This is a genomic window from Nonomuraea sp. NPDC049607, assembly GCF_040675375.1.
Taxonomy (GTDB): domain Bacteria; phylum Actinomycetota; class Actinomycetes; order Streptosporangiales; family Streptosporangiaceae; genus Nonomuraea.
In genome coordinates, this window is sequence record NZ_JBFAOV010000009.1 from 318,298 (window position 1) to 335,672 (window position 17,375).

Annotated in this window: 13 protein-coding genes and 1 rRNA gene; 1 reads left to right on the forward strand and 13 read right to left on the reverse strand. The window is 70.1% G+C overall.

Annotation, left to right across the window (positions count from 1 at the left end; genetic code table 11):
• Nucleotides 1-179: 179 nt before the first annotated feature.
• From AB0J97_RS20835 to AB0J97_RS20890, 12 genes are all read right to left on the reverse strand, one after another.
• The gene (locus AB0J97_RS20835) at nucleotides 180-3,308 is read right to left on the reverse strand and encodes an Rne/Rng family ribonuclease (protein WP_364091020.1); all 3,129 of its coding nucleotides are present in this window, start codon (nucleotides 3,306-3,308) and stop codon (nucleotides 180-182) included.
• A gap of 144 nt (nucleotides 3,309-3,452) precedes the next feature.
• Nucleotides 3,453-4,205 carry a TIGR03936 family radical SAM-associated protein gene (locus tag AB0J97_RS20840; RefSeq protein WP_357698917.1) on the reverse strand — a complete coding sequence of 251 codons (753 nt, stop codon included), beginning with the start codon at nucleotides 4,203-4,205 and terminating at the stop codon, nucleotides 3,453-3,455.
• Nucleotides 4,206-4,357: 152 nt separating this feature from the next.
• Entirely contained in the window at nucleotides 4,358-6,268 is a 1,911-nt protein-coding gene (locus AB0J97_RS20845) for a TIGR03960 family B12-binding radical SAM protein (protein ID WP_364091025.1), read from the reverse strand.
• 80 nt (nucleotides 6,269-6,348) lie between these two features.
• On the reverse strand, nucleotides 6,349-7,512 hold the full coding sequence (gene rodA / locus AB0J97_RS20850; RefSeq protein WP_357698921.1) for a rod shape-determining protein RodA: 1,164 nt from the start codon (nucleotides 7,510-7,512) through the stop codon (nucleotides 6,349-6,351).
• A complete protein-coding gene (gene mrdA / locus AB0J97_RS20855; RefSeq protein WP_357698922.1) occupies nucleotides 7,509-9,557 on the reverse strand; it encodes a penicillin-binding protein 2 in 2,049 nt (682 codons plus the stop codon). The genes rodA and mrdA overlap by 4 nt, the downstream gene beginning before the upstream one ends.
• Complete coding sequence (mreD, locus tag AB0J97_RS20860; RefSeq protein ID WP_364091029.1) at nucleotides 9,554-10,018, reverse strand: rod shape-determining protein MreD; 465 nt, start codon at nucleotides 10,016-10,018, stop codon at nucleotides 9,554-9,556. Before mreD ends, mrdA begins: the two co-directional genes overlap by 4 nt.
• A 90-nt stretch (nucleotides 10,019-10,108) precedes the next feature.
• The gene (gene mreC, locus AB0J97_RS20865) at nucleotides 10,109-10,987 is read right to left on the reverse strand and encodes a rod shape-determining protein MreC (RefSeq protein WP_357698926.1); all 879 of its coding nucleotides are present in this window, start codon (nucleotides 10,985-10,987) and stop codon (nucleotides 10,109-10,111) included.
• A complete protein-coding gene (locus AB0J97_RS20870) occupies nucleotides 10,987-12,018 on the reverse strand; it encodes a rod shape-determining protein (RefSeq protein ID WP_352358052.1) in 1,032 nt (343 codons plus the stop codon). Before AB0J97_RS20870 ends, mreC begins: the two co-directional genes overlap by 1 nt.
• 271 nt (nucleotides 12,019-12,289) lie before the next feature.
• Nucleotides 12,290-12,700: a nucleoside-diphosphate kinase gene (ndk, locus tag AB0J97_RS20875; protein ID WP_364091034.1), complete on the reverse strand. Its 411-nt coding sequence runs from the start codon at nucleotides 12,698-12,700 to the stop codon at nucleotides 12,290-12,292.
• A 227-nt stretch (nucleotides 12,701-12,927) separates the two neighbouring features.
• Entirely contained in the window at nucleotides 12,928-14,433 is a 1,506-nt protein-coding gene (locus AB0J97_RS20880; protein ID WP_364091037.1) for a hypothetical protein, read from the reverse strand.
• Nucleotides 14,434-14,510: 77 nt separating this feature from the next.
• On the reverse strand, nucleotides 14,511-14,852 hold the full coding sequence (locus AB0J97_RS20885) for a DUF4233 domain-containing protein (RefSeq protein ID WP_357698931.1): 342 nt from the start codon (nucleotides 14,850-14,852) through the stop codon (nucleotides 14,511-14,513).
• Nucleotides 14,849-16,174, reverse strand: a complete 1,326-nt coding sequence (locus AB0J97_RS20890) for a folylpolyglutamate synthase/dihydrofolate synthase family protein (RefSeq protein ID WP_364091040.1) — start codon at nucleotides 16,172-16,174, stop codon at nucleotides 14,849-14,851. Before AB0J97_RS20890 ends, AB0J97_RS20885 begins: the two co-directional genes overlap by 4 nt.
• Nucleotides 16,175-16,329: 155 nt before the next feature.
• Between AB0J97_RS20890 and AB0J97_RS20895 the strand changes: the two genes are divergently transcribed.
• Nucleotides 16,330-17,163: a carbohydrate-binding protein gene (locus tag AB0J97_RS20895; RefSeq protein WP_357698935.1), complete on the forward strand. Its 834-nt coding sequence runs from the start codon at nucleotides 16,330-16,332 to the stop codon at nucleotides 17,161-17,163.
• A gap of 124 nt (nucleotides 17,164-17,287) precedes the next feature.
• Here AB0J97_RS20895 and rrf read toward each other — a convergent pair.
• Nucleotides 17,288-17,375 (reverse strand): 5S ribosomal RNA (gene rrf / locus AB0J97_RS20900); the annotation flags it as partial.

Below are 17,375 nucleotides of genomic sequence, written 5' to 3' on the forward strand. Positions count from 1 at the left end.
ACCTCAGCCGCCCCGCATCGAGGCGGCCGCCGAATGCTGCGCCTATCATTCGGCCTGTCTCAAACCGACGAACCGAGTAAGCGCGCCAACAGGGCACGTCACCTGACGCACCGATTCACCAGGGTACCGCTTTACGGTGCCCTAGGCGAACCGGACGGATCGTCGGAAGCCTGCCGAAGCTACTCGGCGGACTTGGCTCGGCGGGAGCGTCGCCGCCCTCTGCCGGAAGTCTGGCTGGCCTGGTCGTCCTCAGCCGGGACGTCATCAAGCGCACCGGTCACGGTATCACGGCTGGCGGAGTCCTTGGCCGCGGAAACCTTGTCCGAGACCGCCTTCTCGATCGCCATCTTGCCCTGCGTACCACGCGGCTCGGGCTTGGCCTCGACCGGCTCGGTCGAGACGATCAGCCCACGCCCGTTGCAGCACTCACAAGGCGTCGAGAACGCCTCCAGCAGCCCCTGGCCGACCCGCTTACGCGTCATCTGCACCAGGCCCAGCGAAGTCACCTCGGCGACCTGGTGCTTGGTCCTGTCGCGCGCCAGGCACTCCAGCAGCCGCCGCAGCACCAGGTCGCGGTTGGACTCCAGCACCATGTCGATGAAGTCGATCACGATGATGCCGCCGATGTCCCGCAGCCGCAGCTGGCGCACGATCTCCTCGGCCGCCTCCAGGTTGTTCCTGGTGACGGTCTCCTCGAGGTTGCCGCCCTGGCCGGTGAACTTGCCGGTGTTGACGTCGACGACGGTCATCGCCTCGGTACGGTCGATCACCAGCGAGCCGCCGCTCGGCAGCCACACCTTGCGCTCCAGCGCCTTGCCCAGCTGCTCGTCGATCCGGTACGACTCGAACACGTCGCCCTGCCCGGTGTCCCAGCGCGACAGGCGCTCGGCCAGGTGCGGCGCGACGTACTTGACGTACTCGTCGACGGTGTCCCAGGCGTCCTCGCCCTGCACGACCAGCGAGGTGAAGTCCTCGTTGAACACGTCGCGCACGACCCGGATGGTCAGGTCGGGCTCGGCCGACAGCAGCTCGGGCGGGCTGGCCGACTTGGCCTTCTTCTGGATGTTCTCCCACTGGGCCGACAGCCGGGCCACGTCGCGGGCCAGCTCGTCCTCGGAGGCGCCCTCGGCCGCGGTACGGACGATCACACCGGCGTTCTCCGGCATGACCTTCTTGAGGATGCTCTTAAGCCGGGTGCGTTCCTTGTCGGGCAGCTTGCGGCTGATGCCGGTCATCGACCCGTCCGGCACGTACACCAGGTAACGGCCGGGCAGGCTGATCTGCGAGGTGAGCCGGGCGCCCTTGTGGCCGATCGGGTCCTTGGTGACCTGCACCAGCACCGACTGGCCGGACTTCAGCGCCGCCTCGATCCGCTTGGGCTGTCCCTCCAGCCCGGCGGTGTCGAAGTTCACCTCACCGGCGTACAGGACGGCGTTGCGCCCCTTGCCGATGTCCACGAACGCGGCCTCCATCGACGGCAGCACGTTCTGGACCTTGCCCAGGTAGACGTTGCCGACGTAGGACTGGCTGGCCTCGCGGTTGACGTAGTGCTCGACGAGCACGCCGTCCTCGAGGACCGCGATCTGCGTACGGTCGCCGTGGCGGCGCACCACCATCATGCGGTCGACGGACTCGCGGCGAGCCAGGAACTCCGACTCCGTGATGATCGGCGGACGCCTGCGGCCGAGCTCGCGCCCCTCACGGCGGCGCTGCTTCTTGGCCTCCAGGCGGGTCGAGCCGCGCACGCTCTGCACGCCGTCGGTGGCGGTCACCAGGGAGGCGGCGCGGCCGGAACGCGGCGCGCGGATGCGCACCACCGTGTTCGGCGGGTCGTCGCTGGAGGGCTCCAGGGTCTCCTCGGTGCCGCGGCGGCGACGACGGCGACGACGACGCGAGCCGGCGGCCTCTTCCTCCTGGCCCTCCTCGCCCTGGTCCTCGTCGGCCTCCTCGTCGCCTTCCTCGCCTTCCTCGCCCTCGTCACGCTCGCGCGACTTGCCGCGGCCCCTGCCTCCGCGGCGGCGGCGACGACGGCGACCGCCGCCCTCCTCCTCCTGCTCGTCGGAGGTGTCGATCTCACCCTCGTCCTCGACGAGGGTCTCGTCGACGAGCTCCTCGACCTCCTCGGGCTCCGGCTCGGGCTCGGGCCGCCGGATCACCGCGGGCTTGCCCTGGGTGGGGTCGGGGGCCTGGAACAGCGGCGCGAAGATGGCCGCGGGACGCTGGAACGCCGTGCCCGGCTCGTCCGTCCTGCGCGCGCTCAGCCCGAAGGGGTCGGCGAGCAGGCTCGGCCGGTCGACCTCCTCGTCGAGGTCCTCACCGGCGGGCTCGTCGTCGAGCGGCTCGTCCTCGGGCAGGATCTCCAGGATGTCCTCGTCGGCCGCCTCGGCGGCCTCGGGCACGGTGACGGCCACCTCGATGTCGGAGGGCGTCGCGACGACCTCGACGTCGGCGCCCGCCGGCGCCTCCACGACGACCTCTTCGGCCTTCTTCCGCGTACGCCGCCGCTTCGGCGCCTCGGCCTCCTCCTCCGGGAGCGCTCCCGCGACCTCCGGCTCGGCCTTCTTCGTCGTACGGCGGCGCGTCGTGGTCGCGGTGGACCGCGTGCGCGTGGCCCTCTTGGGCTTCTCCTCGGGCATGTCGGCGGCGTCGACCACGGCGTCAGCCACGGCCGCCTCGACCACACTGGCCACCTCGCCGGCTTCGGCCGGACCGCCCGCGTACGCCAGGCTCTCGGCCTCCGGGCTCTGCAGCACGGGCGCCACGACCGGCTCGGCCGCGCCGGCCGTCCGCTCGGCGGCTTCCCGCCGGTCGACGACGGGCGCCACGACGGGCTCGGCCGACGTGCCGGCCTGCGACGCGGCAGGGCTCTCGGCCTGCTGCGGAGCCGGCCCCTCAGGCACGACGGCTCCGGACGCGACACCTTCGGGCGTACCGGCCGCAAGGGCACCGGCTCCAGCCGCGGCGCCCTCGGGCGCGCCGGGCTGTGCCTGAACGCCCTGGGCGGCTCCGGCCTCGGCTGCGGGCGCCGCCGCGCGGGCCCGGGTTCTCCTGCCGCGCCCCGCGTCGGGGGCGGGCTCACCGGCCGCGCGCTGCACGGCGTTGGTCTGCACCGGTTGCACGTCGGCAACCGACGGCGCGGCCTGTGCGGCCGCGACCGTGATCGGGGCGGCGGCGGCCGGCTCCTCCGGCAGCTCCGGCGGGGGACCCGCCGGGCGGCTCGCGGAGCGGCGGCGCCTGGTCACCTTGGGCTGTTCAGTTGTCTCCCCGTCAGGGCCAGTGGCCCCGGCGTTGGGCTCATTGTCGAGCATGCGGGCGCTCTCCCGTCAGCTCCCGGGCGCGTCGCCGCGCCGCGCAGGAGCCATCGTGTCTCGTTGTCCGCCCCCGCCTCCGGGAAGGAGGCGCGGGCGCCAAGTCCTGTCAGCGGTGGCGCCCCGCTCACGCAGGGCACCTCCTTAGCCGACGACGTGCTCACCCGCCGGTCCCGCCTCGCCGCCGCGCGTCGTCTCGCGGTCAGGGCCGAGCGGGTCGGCAAGCGCACCGGTACCGGCGTCGAGCGGCCCCTGCGCCAGCCTGGTCACCTCGGGGGGGACCGGCGGCGCGAAGTCGGCCACAAGGCGCAGCCCTGTGAGCACATCATCGGGTCGAACGGCAGGCGTCATGTGCCGAACAACCATGCGCAGTATGACACACGTCTGTCCTGGCACCTGAGCTGCAGTTCTGTCTGTTCCCTCGGACACCACGAGCCCCAGGACGGCCTCCCGCGCGTCGAAGCGCCGGGGACCCTTCTTGGTGAGGCGCTCGACCTCCACGGTGCCCGCCGCGAGGAATTTCTCCACCGCCACTTGGGCGAGCTCGCGATCGGCGCCGGGCAGGCGTACCTCCCAGTCGGAGACCTCCAGTCGGTCGGCCAGCCCCCCTGGGCCCGCCTCCACGACGTCGACCACATCGAGACCGGGCGGCAGCGACGCGTCCAGGCTGGACTTGACCTGCTCGGGGTCACACAACGTGGTGACACCGATCTCGAGGTATTCGGCCTCGCTGGCGACGCCGGTCGGCGCTGCGCCCGCGTAGGAGATCTTCGGGTGGGGCGAGAAGCCCGCGCTGTAGGCCACCGGAATACCGGCACGACGGACCGCCCTCTCGACGGCCCGCGAGATGTCGCGGTGACTGGTGAAGCGCAGGCGGCCGCGCTTGGCGTAACGCACGCGAAGGCGCTGCACCGTAGGCGCGGGCGGAGGCCCGTCGGGAACAGGTTTCAGAGCTTTGCGTCCTTCCCTTGTAAGAGTTCCTTCTCCCAGGATAAGCCGCCGCGACACGTGTCCGTGTACGCCGTGACACGGCTCGCCCACTGAGCGCGCTAGACCACGGTGAGAGGAAGGAGCTTGCGCCCTGTCGGGCCTATCTGGATCTCGGTGCCCATGGTGGGACAGACCCCGCAGTCGTAGCACGGGGTCCAGCGGCAGTCTTCGACCTCACCGCCGGACACGGCCTCCTGCCAGTCCTGCCACAGCCATTCGCGGTCGAGCCCGGCGTCGAGGTGGTCCCACGGAAGCACCTCGTTCTCGGCCCGCTCGCGGGTGGTGTACCAGTCGACGTCGACGCCCGCCTTCTCGGCGGCCTGCATCCACCTGTCGTAGGAGAAGTGCTCGCTCCAGCCGTCGAACCGGCCGCCGTCCTCCCAGACGGCCCTGATCACCGCGCCGACCCTGCGGTCGCCCCGCGAGAGCAGGCCCTCCACGATGGACGGTTTGCCGTCGTGGTAGCGGAAGCCGATGGCCCGGCCGTACTGCTTGTCGCCGCGCAGCGAGTCGCGCAGCGCCTTGAGCCGCCTGTCGACGGTCTCGTGGTCGGCCTGCCCGGCCCACTGGAACGGGGTGTGCGGCTTGGGCACGAACCCGCCGATGGAGACGGTGCAGCGGATGTCACGGCTGCCGGTGGCCTCGCGACCCGCCTGGATGACCTTCTTGGCCAGGTCGGCGATGCCGAGCACGTCTTCGTCCTGCTCGGTGGGCAGGCCGCACATGAAGTAGAGCTTCACCTGCCGCCAGCCCTGCGAGTAGGCGGTGGTGACCGTGCGGATGAGGTCTTCCTCGGTGACCATCTTGTTGATCACCTTACGCATGCGCTCGGAGCCGCCCTCGGGGGCGAACGTGAGACCCGAGCGCCTGCCGTTCCTGGAGAACTCGTTGGCCAGGTCGATGTTGAACGCGTCGACCCTGGTCGAGGGCAGGGACAGCGAGGTGTTGGTGCCTTCGTAGCGGTCGGCCAGGCCCTTGGCGACCTCGCCGATCTCGGAGTGGTCGGCCGAGGACAGCGACAGCAGGCCGACCTCGTTGAAGCCGGACTCCTTGATGCCGTTGTCCACCATGGCGCCGATCGTGGTGATCGACCGCTCCCGCACCGGACGGGTGATCAGACCCGCCTGGCAGAAGCGGCACCCGCGCGTGCAGCCGCGGAAGATCTCCACGCTGAACCGCTCGTGCACCGTCTCGGCCAGCGGCACCAGCGGCTTCTTCGGATAGGGCCACTCGTCGAGGTCCATCACCGTGTGCTTGTGCACCCGCCACGGCACCTCGGACCTGTTGGGCGCGACCCGCTTGATGCGCCCGTCGGGGTGGTAGTCGACGTCGTAGAACTTCGGCACGTAGACGCCGCCGGACTCGGCGAGCCGCATCAGCAGCTCGTCGCGCCCGCCGGGACGCCCCTCGGCCTTCCACTCACGGATGACCTCGGAGATGGCGATCGAGATCTGCTCGCCGTCGCCGAGCACGGCCGCGTCGAGGAAGTCGGCGATCGGCTCGGGGTTGAAGGCCGCGTGACCGCCGGCGAGCACGATCGGGTCGTCCTCACCCCGGTCGACGGCCCTGAGCGGGATCCCGGCGAGATCGAGCGCGGTCAGCATGTTGGTGTAGCCCAGCTCGGTCGAGAACGACAGGCCGAGCACGTCGAAGGCGCGCACCGGCCGGTGCGCGTCGACGGTGAACTGCGGCACGCCCTCGGCCCGCATGAGCGCCTCAAGGTCCGGCCAGACCGCGTAGGTGCGCTCGGCCAGGGTGCGGGGCAGCTCGTTGAGGATCTCGTAGAGAATCGCCACGCCCTGGTTGGGCAGCCCGACCTCGTAGGCGTCCGGGTACATCAGCGCCCACCGTACGTCGGCGGAGTCCCAGTCCTTGACGGTCGAGTTGAGCTCACCCCCGACGTACTGGATGGGCTTCTGCACCTTGGGCAGCAGCGCTTCCAGGCGGTGGAATATCGACTCGACAGGCATACCTTCCAGGGTAGCGGCGCGCGGACGGTGACAGGTCCGGCCGGACACCAACGCGCCGGTCGGACGGCCCGCCCTTTCTTCTAGCTGAACGACTGCCGCCGCACCCTGATGGCCAGAAGCAGCCCGACCGCCATGAGATTCGCGAACGTGGCGGTGCCGCCGTACGACACGAAGGGCAGCGGCAGTCCGGTGATCGGCATGATCCCGATCGTCATCCCGACATTGATGAACGTCTGGAACGCGAACCAGCACACGATCATGCCCGCGACCAGCGTGCCGAACCGGTCGTCGCAGTGCCGAGCGACCTTCAGCCCGCGCAGCAGCACCACGCCGAGCAGCAGCACCACGGTGACCGACCCGATGAACCCGAACTCCTCCCCCGCCACCGTGAAGATGAAGTCGGTGTGCTGCTCGGGCACGAACCGGCCGGTCGTCTGCCCGCCGCCGAAGAGCCCCTTGCCCAGCAGCTGCCCCGAGCCGATCGCGATCAGCGACTGCGTGCTGTTGTAGCCCACCCCGCGCGGATCCACCTTCGGATCGACGAACGCGGTGAACCGCGCCACCTGGTACGGCTCCAGCAGGTTGAAGTAGAACACGCTGAACACCCCGGCCGCCGCCACGAGCACCAGCGCCACGATCCACCGCTTGCGCACGCCCCCGATCACCAGCCCCGCCGCCGTGATCACGGCGAGCACGAGCGCGGTGCCGAGGTCGGGCTGCAGCATCACCAGCCCCATCGTGATGCCCGCCGCGATCAGGGCCAGCGTGATGTCCAGGCCGCGCGGCCGGTCGCTGCCCTCGGCGGGCTGGGCCAGCAGCATCGCAATGATCAGCAGCAGCCCGACCTTGGCGAACTCCGACGGCTGCACCGCGAACCCGCCCCCGAGCAGGATCCACGAGTGCGACCCGTTGATCGTCGCCCCCAGCGGCGTGATCACCAGCGCCAGGCCCACCAGCGACACCAGGAACACCAACGGCGCGTACGCCCGCATCGCCCGATGGTCCACCATCGCCACCACGGCGCACAGTGTCACGCCGATGACCTCGTTGAGCAGGTGTTTCTTCACCAGCCCGGTGGCCCCGGGCGCCCACGTGCGGGTCGAGGACCACACCAGCAGGGTGCCGATCAGGCACAGACCGGCCACGGCGACGAGCATCAGCCCGTCCATGCGCCGCACCACCGAGTGCTCGCCGATCGCCCGCTGGATGAGCGAAGGCCGCCGCTGCGCCATGGCGCGCGTCATTGGTGGATCACCGTCCCGTCCGGCGCGAACTTCGGCAGCTTGGTCGGCAGCCTGCCCCCGGGCACCGCGGCAGGCTCGCCCTTGAAGCCGTAGATGCCCTCGTAGATCTCACGTGCGGCCGGCGCCGCGGTCGAGGCGCCCATGCCGCCCTGCGACACCATGACGACCACCACGAACTGCGGATTGTTGGTGGGCGCGAACGACGCGAACCACGAGGTGTCCTTCTTGCCCCACACCTCCGCGGTACCGGTCTTGCCGCCGATGCGCACCTTGTCCATGGGGAAGCCGGTGAACGCCCCTGCCGCGGTGCCGTCGGAGGGCACCTGGCTCAGCGCGTTCTTGATGTAGAGGCGTTCCTTGTCGCTGATCGGCAGTTTGCCGACCACCGGCACGTCGATGGTCTTGACCACCTTGCCGTCCGGCCGCACCTGCGCCCACCCGATGCGCGGGCTGCGGACCTTGCCGTCGCTCACCAGCGCCATGTAGGCCCGCGCGAGCTGCATCGGCGTCACCAGGACGTCGCCCTGCCCGATGGCGAAGTTGGCCGAGTCACCGGGACGCAGCAGGAAACCCTCGGTGCAGTTCTCCAGCGCCAGGCGTTTGAGGAAGTCGGCCCGCGCCCGGTCCTTCTCCTCCGGATACCCCTTGCGTGACCGCTCGCAGCTCGTCGCGCTGGTTCGGTTCCACATGTCCTTCTTCCAGGCCCGGTCGGGGATGCGCCCGGAGGACTCGCCCGGCAGGTCGACCCCGGTCGCATGGCCGAACCCGAAAGCCCTGGCGGTGTTGGCGAACACTTCCTTCGTACGCTTCTTCGGGTTGCGCCCGCCGTCCTTCAGGTACTGCTCGTACGCCGCCCGGTAGAAGATCGTGTCGCACGACTTGACCAGCGCCGTGTGCAGGTTCATCTGCCCGAGGCCGATCCCCCGGAAGTTGCTGAAGGACCGGTCGCCCACCATGTACGCCCCAGGGCAGTCGTACGTGCCGTTGATCGGATACCCGGCCCGCAACATCGCCGACACCGACGACACCTTGAACGTCGAACCGGGCGCGAACTGCCCGTTGATCGCCCGCGACACCAGCGGCTTGCCTGACTTGTCCGACAGCAGCCATTGGTAACCCTTGGCCGAGATGCCCCCGGCCCAGATCTCCGGGTCGTACCCCGGTGCGCTGGCCACCGACACGACCCGCCCGGAACGCGCGTCCAGGACCACCGCGGCGCCGCCGTCCGCCCCCGGCGCGCTCTGCATCGCGTGCGCGAGCGCCTTCTCCGTCACCGCCTGCACCCGCGCGTCGATGCTGGTCACCAGATGGTCTCCGGCGACCGGCTGCACCTGCTCCTCGACCCCGAGGGCCTTGCCCATCCGGTCGACCTGCACCCTGCGCAGCCCCGACTTGCCGCGCAGCGCGTCGTCGTAGACGTACTCGATGCCGTCGCGCCCCGCCAGGTCGACGCCGGAGAAACTGGCCTTGAGCCCTTCGCGCTTCTCCAGCTCCGCCTCGGTCACCGGCTGCAGGTAACCCAGCATCTGCGCCCCGGCCCGGCCCCCCGGGTACTGCCGGACGGAATGGATCTCGGCGGTGACCCCGGGGAACTCCTCCTGCCGCTCCAGGATCTGCAACGCCTCGCGCGTGTCCACCTTCTCGTCCAGCGGAACCGGCTGGTACGGCGACCCCGTCCAGCACGGCTTGCCCACCCCCGGACCGCACGGCGTGATGCGCTGCCGCAGGTCCTTGACCGGCCGGTCGAGCACCGCGGAGAGCCTGCGCAGCACGCTCATCCCCCCGCCCGGCATCCTGTTCAGCTTCGTCCTGTCCACGGACACGACCAGCGCCGTCCTGTTGCGCACCAGCGGACGCCCCGAGGAGTCGAGGATCTGCCCCCGCACCGCGGGCACGATCACCGTGCGCGTCCTGGTCTCCATCGCCCTGGTCACGAACTCCTGGCCGCGCACCACCTGCACCTGCCACAGCCGTACGGCCAGCACGACGAGCAGCACCACCACCAGGACGTGCAGCACCAGCAATCTGGCACGCATGCGGATCATGTCGAATACCTCGGCTGTCTCCCCCGGGTGGCCAGCCAGATCACCACCGGCGCCACGATGAGCGTGTAGAGAACGGTGACGGGCACCTGCTGGGTCAAGGTCGACAGCGACACCCGCGGATCGGAGATCAGCCCGGCCACCCCGACGGCCACCAGAGGCGCGATCAGCACGCACAGCACGACGGTCGTCGCCGGCCCGCCCGCGCCGCGCCCCGCCACGTAACCCACCACCGCCAGCACGAACGCGTACTGGCCCATCAGATGCGCCGTCGGCGGCATGAGGTCCACCAGCAGCCCCGAGAAGAATCCGACCATCGCCCCCGCCACCGGCCCGCGGTCCAGCGCCACGCCCACCACCGCCAGCAGCACCAGATCAGGCGCGCCGCCCGCCGGCAACGGCAGCCGGTTGACCAGCATGACCTGCGCCAGCACCGCCAGCACCACGACCATCGCCCCGATCACCGTGCCTCCGTCCCCGCCGAAAGCAGCACGCCACTCATCCCCCGATCACCACATCAGCAGCGGCCCCGTCGGAGGCCGTGCCGTCGCCGGTCACCGCGCCCCCTCCTTGGCCGGCAGCACCGCATCACGCGGGTCCCGCTTGGGCCCTTCGACGACCACCCCGACCACGTCGAGCGCCGTCAGGTCGGCGAACGGCCTGGCGTAGGCGATCCGGGTCAGCTCCCCGGGCGTGGACTCGACGCGTTCGATCACCCCGATCGGCACCCCCGGCACGTACGGCCGCCCGTTCTTGGAACCGAAGCTGACGATGCGGCCGCCCCGCTCCATCGGCGCCGTCGAGTCGAGCAGCCTGAACTGCACGAGCCGCCCGTTCTCGCCCACGCCGTGCACCACGCCGATCTCCTGCCCGCCCTCCAACCGCCCCCCGGCGGCCGAGGCTGGGTCGCTGAGCAGCACCACGGTCGAGGTGGTGGCCGAGGCCTGGATGACCCGGCCGACCAGCCCGTCACCGTTGAGCACCGTCATGTCGGTACGCACCCCGTCGCCCGTGCCCACGTCGATCTGCACGCTGTCCTCGAACCCTGGCTGCCCGCGCCTGGCAACCACGTTGGCCGTGACCACCTTGTAGCCGCCGGTGCCCGAAAGGCCGAGCAGCTTCTTGAGCTCCGCCGACCGGGTGGCGTCGAGCGTGCTGGAGGACAGACCGGCACGCAGCCTGGCGTTCTCCGCCTGGAGCTGCTCGATGTGCCGCTGCGCGCTGGGCGCGCTGGCCAGGGCGTGCAGGAAGCCGCCGACGGGACGCACCACGCCCCCGCCGAACCGCTCCGCCGCGCCGAACACCCAGGATCCCGCCGAGCGCAGCGGGCGCAGCGGTGAGCTGTCGCCCGCACGATGGTCGATGGTCAGGACGACCAGCGCCGCCATCAGCAGCACTCCCAGGATCAGCCGAGCCCGGCGCGAGTCTCTCATCAGTGCCGCGACTCCGGAACCAGGACCTGCTGCAGGGCCTCGAACTCCTCCGCGCACTTGCCCGACCCGATGGCGACCGAGTCGAGGGCGTTCTCCACCAGGTGGACGGGCATGCCGGTCTCGGCCTTGACCCGCTCGTCGAGGCCCTTGAGCAGGGCGCCACCGCCGGTCAGGGCGATGCCGCGGTCCATGATGTCGCCCGACAGCTCGGGCGGGCACTTGTCGAGGGTGGTCTTCACCGCGTCGACGATCGCGTTGACCGGCTCCTCGGTGGCCTTGCGGATCTCCTCGCTCGACACGATGATCGTCTTGGGCAGCCCGCTGATCAGGTCGCGCCCGCGCACCTCGGCGTGGGACTCCTCACCGTTGGGGCAGGCCGAGCCGATCGCCATCTTGATCTCCTCGGCGGTGCGCTCGCCGAGCATCAGCGAGAACTCCTTCTTGGCGAACGTGATCACTGCCTGGTCGAGCTCGTCGCCGCCGATCCTGATCGACTGGCTGGTGACCACGCCGCCCATCGAGATGATGGCCACCTCGGTGGTGCCGCCGCCGATGTCGACCACCATGTTCCCGGTGGGTTCGTGCACGGGGAGCCCGGCCCCGATGGCGGCGGCCATCGGCTCCTCGACGATGTAGACCTTCCTTGCGCCTGCCTGGTAGCCGGCTTCCTTCACCGCGCGCTGCTCGACGCTGGTGATGCCGCTCGGCACGGCGATGATGATGCGTGGCTTGGCGAAATGGCGTCGTCTGTGCACTCGTTGGATGAAGTAGCGCAACATCCGTTCGGTGACGTCGAAGTCGGCGATCACGCCGTCCTTCAGCGGGCGGACCGCGACGATGTTGCCGGGCGTACGACCGATCATTCGCTTGGCCTCGATGCCCACCGCCACGATCTTGCCTGTGGTGGTGTTGATCGCTACGACTGACGGCTCATTGAGCACGATGCCCCGGCCACGCACGTATACCAACGTGTTGGCGGTGCCCAGATCGACCGCCATGTCACGGCCGAGAAACGCGAGCTTGCTGCCCATGGGGAACGGAGCCCTCCGTATCGTCGTTCGCGAATGACTACGGATCGAATTCGAATCGTAACGTGACGTACCCACCAGTGAGCGCAATGAGCCCTCGCGCTCCACAAAAATCTCCAGCCCCTACCTCAACCTGGATTTTGCCCGAATTGCACCCACACGACCGGATCAACTACGTCAGCGCCTGCCAGACTTGGAACGCTACAACGTGCCGCCGACAAAAAGACGCGCCCGCACGGCGTGAAGCCGGCGGGCGCGTGGGTGAGGCTGACTGTTAGAAGCGGTCGGGGAAGAAGATCTTGATCTCCCTGGCCGCGGACTCGGGCGAGTCGGAGCCGTGGACGACGTTCTCGCCGATCTCCAGGGCGTGGTCGCCGCGGATCGTGCCGGGGGCGGACTTGACCGGGTCGGTGGCGCCGGCGAGCGCACGGAAGGCCTCGATGGCGCGCGGGCCCTCAAGGACCATGGCCACGAGCGGCGCCGACGTGATGAAGTCGACCAGCTCGCCGAAGAACGGCCTCTCGGCGTGCTCGGCGTAGTGCGTCTTGGCGGTGTCGGCGTCGAGGGTGCGCAGGTCCATCGCCACGACCTTGAGGCCCTTGCGCTCCACGCGGGCGATCACGTCACCGATGAGGCCACGCTTCACCCCGTCGGGCTTGATCAGGACAAGAGTGCGCTCGGACACGTGTGGTTCTCCTTTGAACAGATTCGGGTCGCGGCTACAGGCGCCTGGCCTGACCACGAGGGCGCTCGCGGGGCACGGGCCCTCGCGTCGCCATAGCCGTCGCTCAGCTTACCGTCCACGCCCCCACCCTCGACGCCACAGGCACGACGCGCGCGGGCGAGGAGTGTCAGGACCGCCCGGCCACCACAGGTGCGAGGCAGACGACCTGACACGCGCACGCCAGGCCCTCAGGACCGCTCGCCGTCCTCGGGCGAGGGTGACTGCGGCGGCACCGCGGGAACGGGCTCGCCCGGCTCGTCCTCCTCAGGCGCGGGAGAACCTTCGGGAACGACCGATCCCCACGTCCTGAGCGGCTCCTCCGCCGCCGCCTCGCCGCCCCGGCCGGCCCCGACCGCGACCTCTGCCAGTTCGCCGCCGGACGGCGGTTCCTCCTCCCTGGACGGCCGCCGCCCCATCACCGCCGCCAGCACGATGACGCCCACCAGCAGGAACCCGCCGATCAACGCCCACCAGTGCAACGCGCCCACGAAGCTGTCGACCAGTTCCTGGCGCGACCCGACGCCCTCCAGCATCCACATCTGCACGCCGGTGCCCAGCAGGTAGCCCGCGAGCACCCCCGCGAAGCACAACGACAACCCGAACGCGGCCGCCCCGATCCCGACCTCGCCGAGCGTGGCCGTCACCGCGACCGTCGCCCCCACCGCCAGCAGCGTGAACGGCACCGCCAGCACGAGCCCGTCGGCCGACGGCACGACCAGCCGCACCGAGCACAGGCCGACCACCATCGCCAACAGCCCGAGCGGCGCCGCGAACCGGCCCACGCCCTTGGCGAACATCCGCACGCCCACCCCGGCGACGACCGCGAGCACCGCCGCCACGCCGAACGGCGTCCACAGCCCGCGCAGCCCCGGCCCGCCCAGACCGCCCATCTCCACCAGCGTGACCTGCGCCGTGCTCGGCAGTAGCACCACCCCGACAGCCACCATCGTGTACGCGTACGTGCGGTTCTCCGACCGCCCGATCGAGCCGAGCGCCAGCAGCCCGGCGATCGCCAGCCCGGCCAGCAGGATCACCGGGACGACCCCCCACCCCGCGCTCGCCGTGCTGATCGCCACGACCGCGATGCCCGCCGCGGGCACCGCCGCGAGCAGCAGCCGGCTGCACTCCCGGGCGTCCGGCGCGGGCGCGGGCCATCGCCCGGCGAGCCTCCAGACCACCAGGTACGCCGCCGCCAGCGCCAGCCCGACCCCGGTGGCCATCGGGTAGGGCTGCAACGTGACCTTCCAGCTCGTCACGTCGACCAGTGGCCAGAGCGCGAACGCCTGAGCCTCCAGCAGGCTGACGCCGAACACCCCGGCCCACAGGCCCCGCAACGCGGGTGTACGGTCCCAGACCGCCACCAGCGTGGCCGGGACGATCAGGCCGCCACCAATGCCGCGCAGCACGCGTACGACACCGACGACCAGCTCGGAAGCCGCGTATCCGCCCGCCGCGTCGGCCACCGCCACCAGCGCGAGCCCCGCGACCAGCACGTGGGCCACCTTCATCCGCCGTAACGCGACGGCCGCGAGCGGCACGGTCAGCATCAGGGCGGGCAGCGCCAGCCCGTGCGTACGACTCAGCCCGATCTGGTCGAACTCACCCGGCAGCAGGTCGGCGACCACGGACAACGTGTTGGGGATCGCGACGATCGCCAACGGCAGCGCCACGAGGACGAGCAGCCCGAGCACCACGTCGAGCAGCCATGAACGTCTGAGGCCAGCCGAATGCGGCGACCGTTGATTTGGGGGGACGGCCATGTAGGCCGACTTTAGCGGGAAGTCACGCCCTCGACACGGCGAGCGACGATAATCGCGGTGATCCACAGTGCGGCGAAGATCGCGCCGAGGAAGAACATGGTGGACACGACGAAGCCCGTGGCGATCGCCAGCACCTGGACGACACTGCCCATGACGTACCCGAAGGGCCGTTTGAGCAGGCCCGCGGCGACCACGCACAGCACCGCGAGCCCGATGCCCACGGTGACGGCGAGCGCGGGGGCGACACCGCCCACGGTGATCGCGACCGGCGTGACGAGCCCGGCCACGATGGCCTCCATGCCGAGCACGCTCGCGCCGAGCCTGCGCATGCCCGGCGTAACCTCGAAATTCATCTCACACCATCCGCCTTCAGCAGATGCCGGGCATCTCCCGCCGTAACCACCGAACCGGTGATGAGCACCCCGGTCCCGCTGAACTCCCCTTCGGCATCGGCGATGCCGATGCCCCTGTCGATGGCCTCGTCGAGCCGCTCGACGACGTGCACGCGGTCCTCACCGAACAGCGGCACGGCCAGCGCGGCGAGCTCCTGCGCCGACAACGACCTGGGCGATGAGTTGGTCGTCACCACGATCTCGTCGACCATCGGCTCCAGCAGGTCCAGCAGGGTCTCGACGTCCTTGTCACGCATGACCGCGACCACGCCGATCACCTTGGCGAAGTCGAACGCCTCGTGCAGCGCCTCCAGACTCGCCTCCAGCCCGCCGGGGTTGTGCGCGGCGTCGATCACCACCGTGGGGGTGCGCCGCACGACCTCCAACCGGCCGGGCGAGGCCGCCTGAGCGAACGCCTGGCGTACCAGATCGACGTCGAGGGGGTCGTCGCCGCCGGTCAGCGCCTCGACGGCGGCCAGCGCGCAGACCGCGTTGCTGGCCTGGTAACTGCCGTAGAGCGGCAGGTAGACCTCGTCGTAGACGCCCTTGAGCCCGCGCAGCGTGAGCAGCTGCCCGCCCATCGCCATCTCCCGGCCGAGCACGCCGAACTCCAGCCCCTCGCGCGCCACGACCGCGCCGACCTCGGCCGCACGCCGCATCAGCACCTCGGCCGCGCCCAGCTCCTGCTGAGCGAGCACGGTCGTGGCACCCGGCTTGATGATCCCGGCCTTCTCCCCGGCGATGCTCGGGATGTCAGGCCCCAGACGATCCATGTGATCGAGGGAGATGGGCGTGATGACAGACACCAGCCCGTCCGCGACGTTCGTCGCGTCCCACGACCCGCCCATGCCCGCCTCGATCACCGCGACGTCGACCGGCGTGTCGGCGAACGCCGCGAACGCCATGGCCGTCAGCAGCTCGAAGAACTGGATGCGCCGGTGCCCCTGCGCGTCGGCCAGCTCGACGTAGGGCAGGATCTCCTCGTAGACCTCGGCGAAGCGCTCCTCGCTCAGCGGCTCACCGTCGACCGTGATGCGCTCGCGCACGGTGACGAGGTGCGGGCTGGTGAACCGCCCCACCCTCAGGTTGCGCTCCCGCAGGAGCGCCTCGGTCAGCCGCGCCGTGCTCGTCTTGCCGTTGGTGCCGGCGATGTGTATGACCGGGTACGCCCGCTGAGGCGAGCCGAGCAGGTCCAGGAGGGCGGCGACCCTGTCGAGCGTCGGCTCGAAATCCCACTCGACGCCCCGCTCCAGGATGGCGCGTTCAACCGCACGATAATCCACCCCTCAACCCTACTGACCACGCGAAGCGCTCTGGACGCGGGGCAAACATATCGTGAATCGTATAGAAAATTGGAGGGTACTCACCTCTCCCGGCGGGTGCCACCTTGGAGAACAGCCTGCTCTACCCCCCAGCAGGCGCTTTCAAGGAGGCCATCGTGGAAGGCGAGAACACTCGCGAGGAAAGGCAGCGCGGAATCACCAGAAAAGCGCTGTTCAAAGCGGCTCTCATAGCGACACCGGTCCCGTTCCTGATCGGCGAGGTGCCGGCCCTGGCCCGCACCATGGTCGGGAGCGGCCAGGAGCTTGAGCCCACCCCGTTCTGCGACGACGGCGACGATCTGACGATCTCGCAGACCGAGGGCCCCTACTTCAAGCCGAACTCCCCCCAGCGCTCGACCCTCCCCGGCTCGGGGACCCCGCTGACGGTGAGCGGATACGTGTTCGGCACCTCCTGTCAGCCGCTGGCGAACGTGCTGCTCGACTTCTGGCAGGCGGACACCAACGGCAACTACGACAACGTCACGTACAACTTCCGTGGGCACCAGTACACGAACGCCCAGGGCGCCTACAAGCTCACCACCATCGTGCCCGGCCTCTACCCCGGTCGTACCAGGCACATCCACGTCAAGGCGCAGGCTCCTGGCCGAGGGATCCTCACCACGCAGCTCTACTTCCCCGGCGAGCCGCGCAACAACACCGACTCGATCTACGACCCGAGACTCCTCATGAACGTCCGTCCAGTCGGCACGGGGAAGGAGGCGACGTTCGACTTCGTGCTGAACGTCCAGGGCGTGCCCCCCACGCAGACGCCTACTCCCACGCCCACGACGAGCCCGCCTCCGGGCGGCGGAACCTGGAAGGTTGGGGTGACCTACCAGGCGGGTGACCAGGTGACGTACGGCGGGCAGACGTACCGGTGCCTGCAGGGGCACACGTCACAGGCCGGCTGGGAGCCGTCCAACGTCCCGGCCCTGTGGCAGCGCGTCTGACCCCACTGGTCCCCGAACGCAAAAAAGGGCCACCCCGGCTGCTGGGGGTGGCCCTCGTTCGTGTTCCATGCCACACATGCAAAGAAGGCCCCACACAAACGTGTGGGGCCTTCTTCGAAAGATTGTCCGGCGGTGACCTACTCTCCCACACCCTCCCGAGTGCAGTACCATCGGCGCAGAGAAGCTTAACTTCCGGGTTCGGAATGTAACCG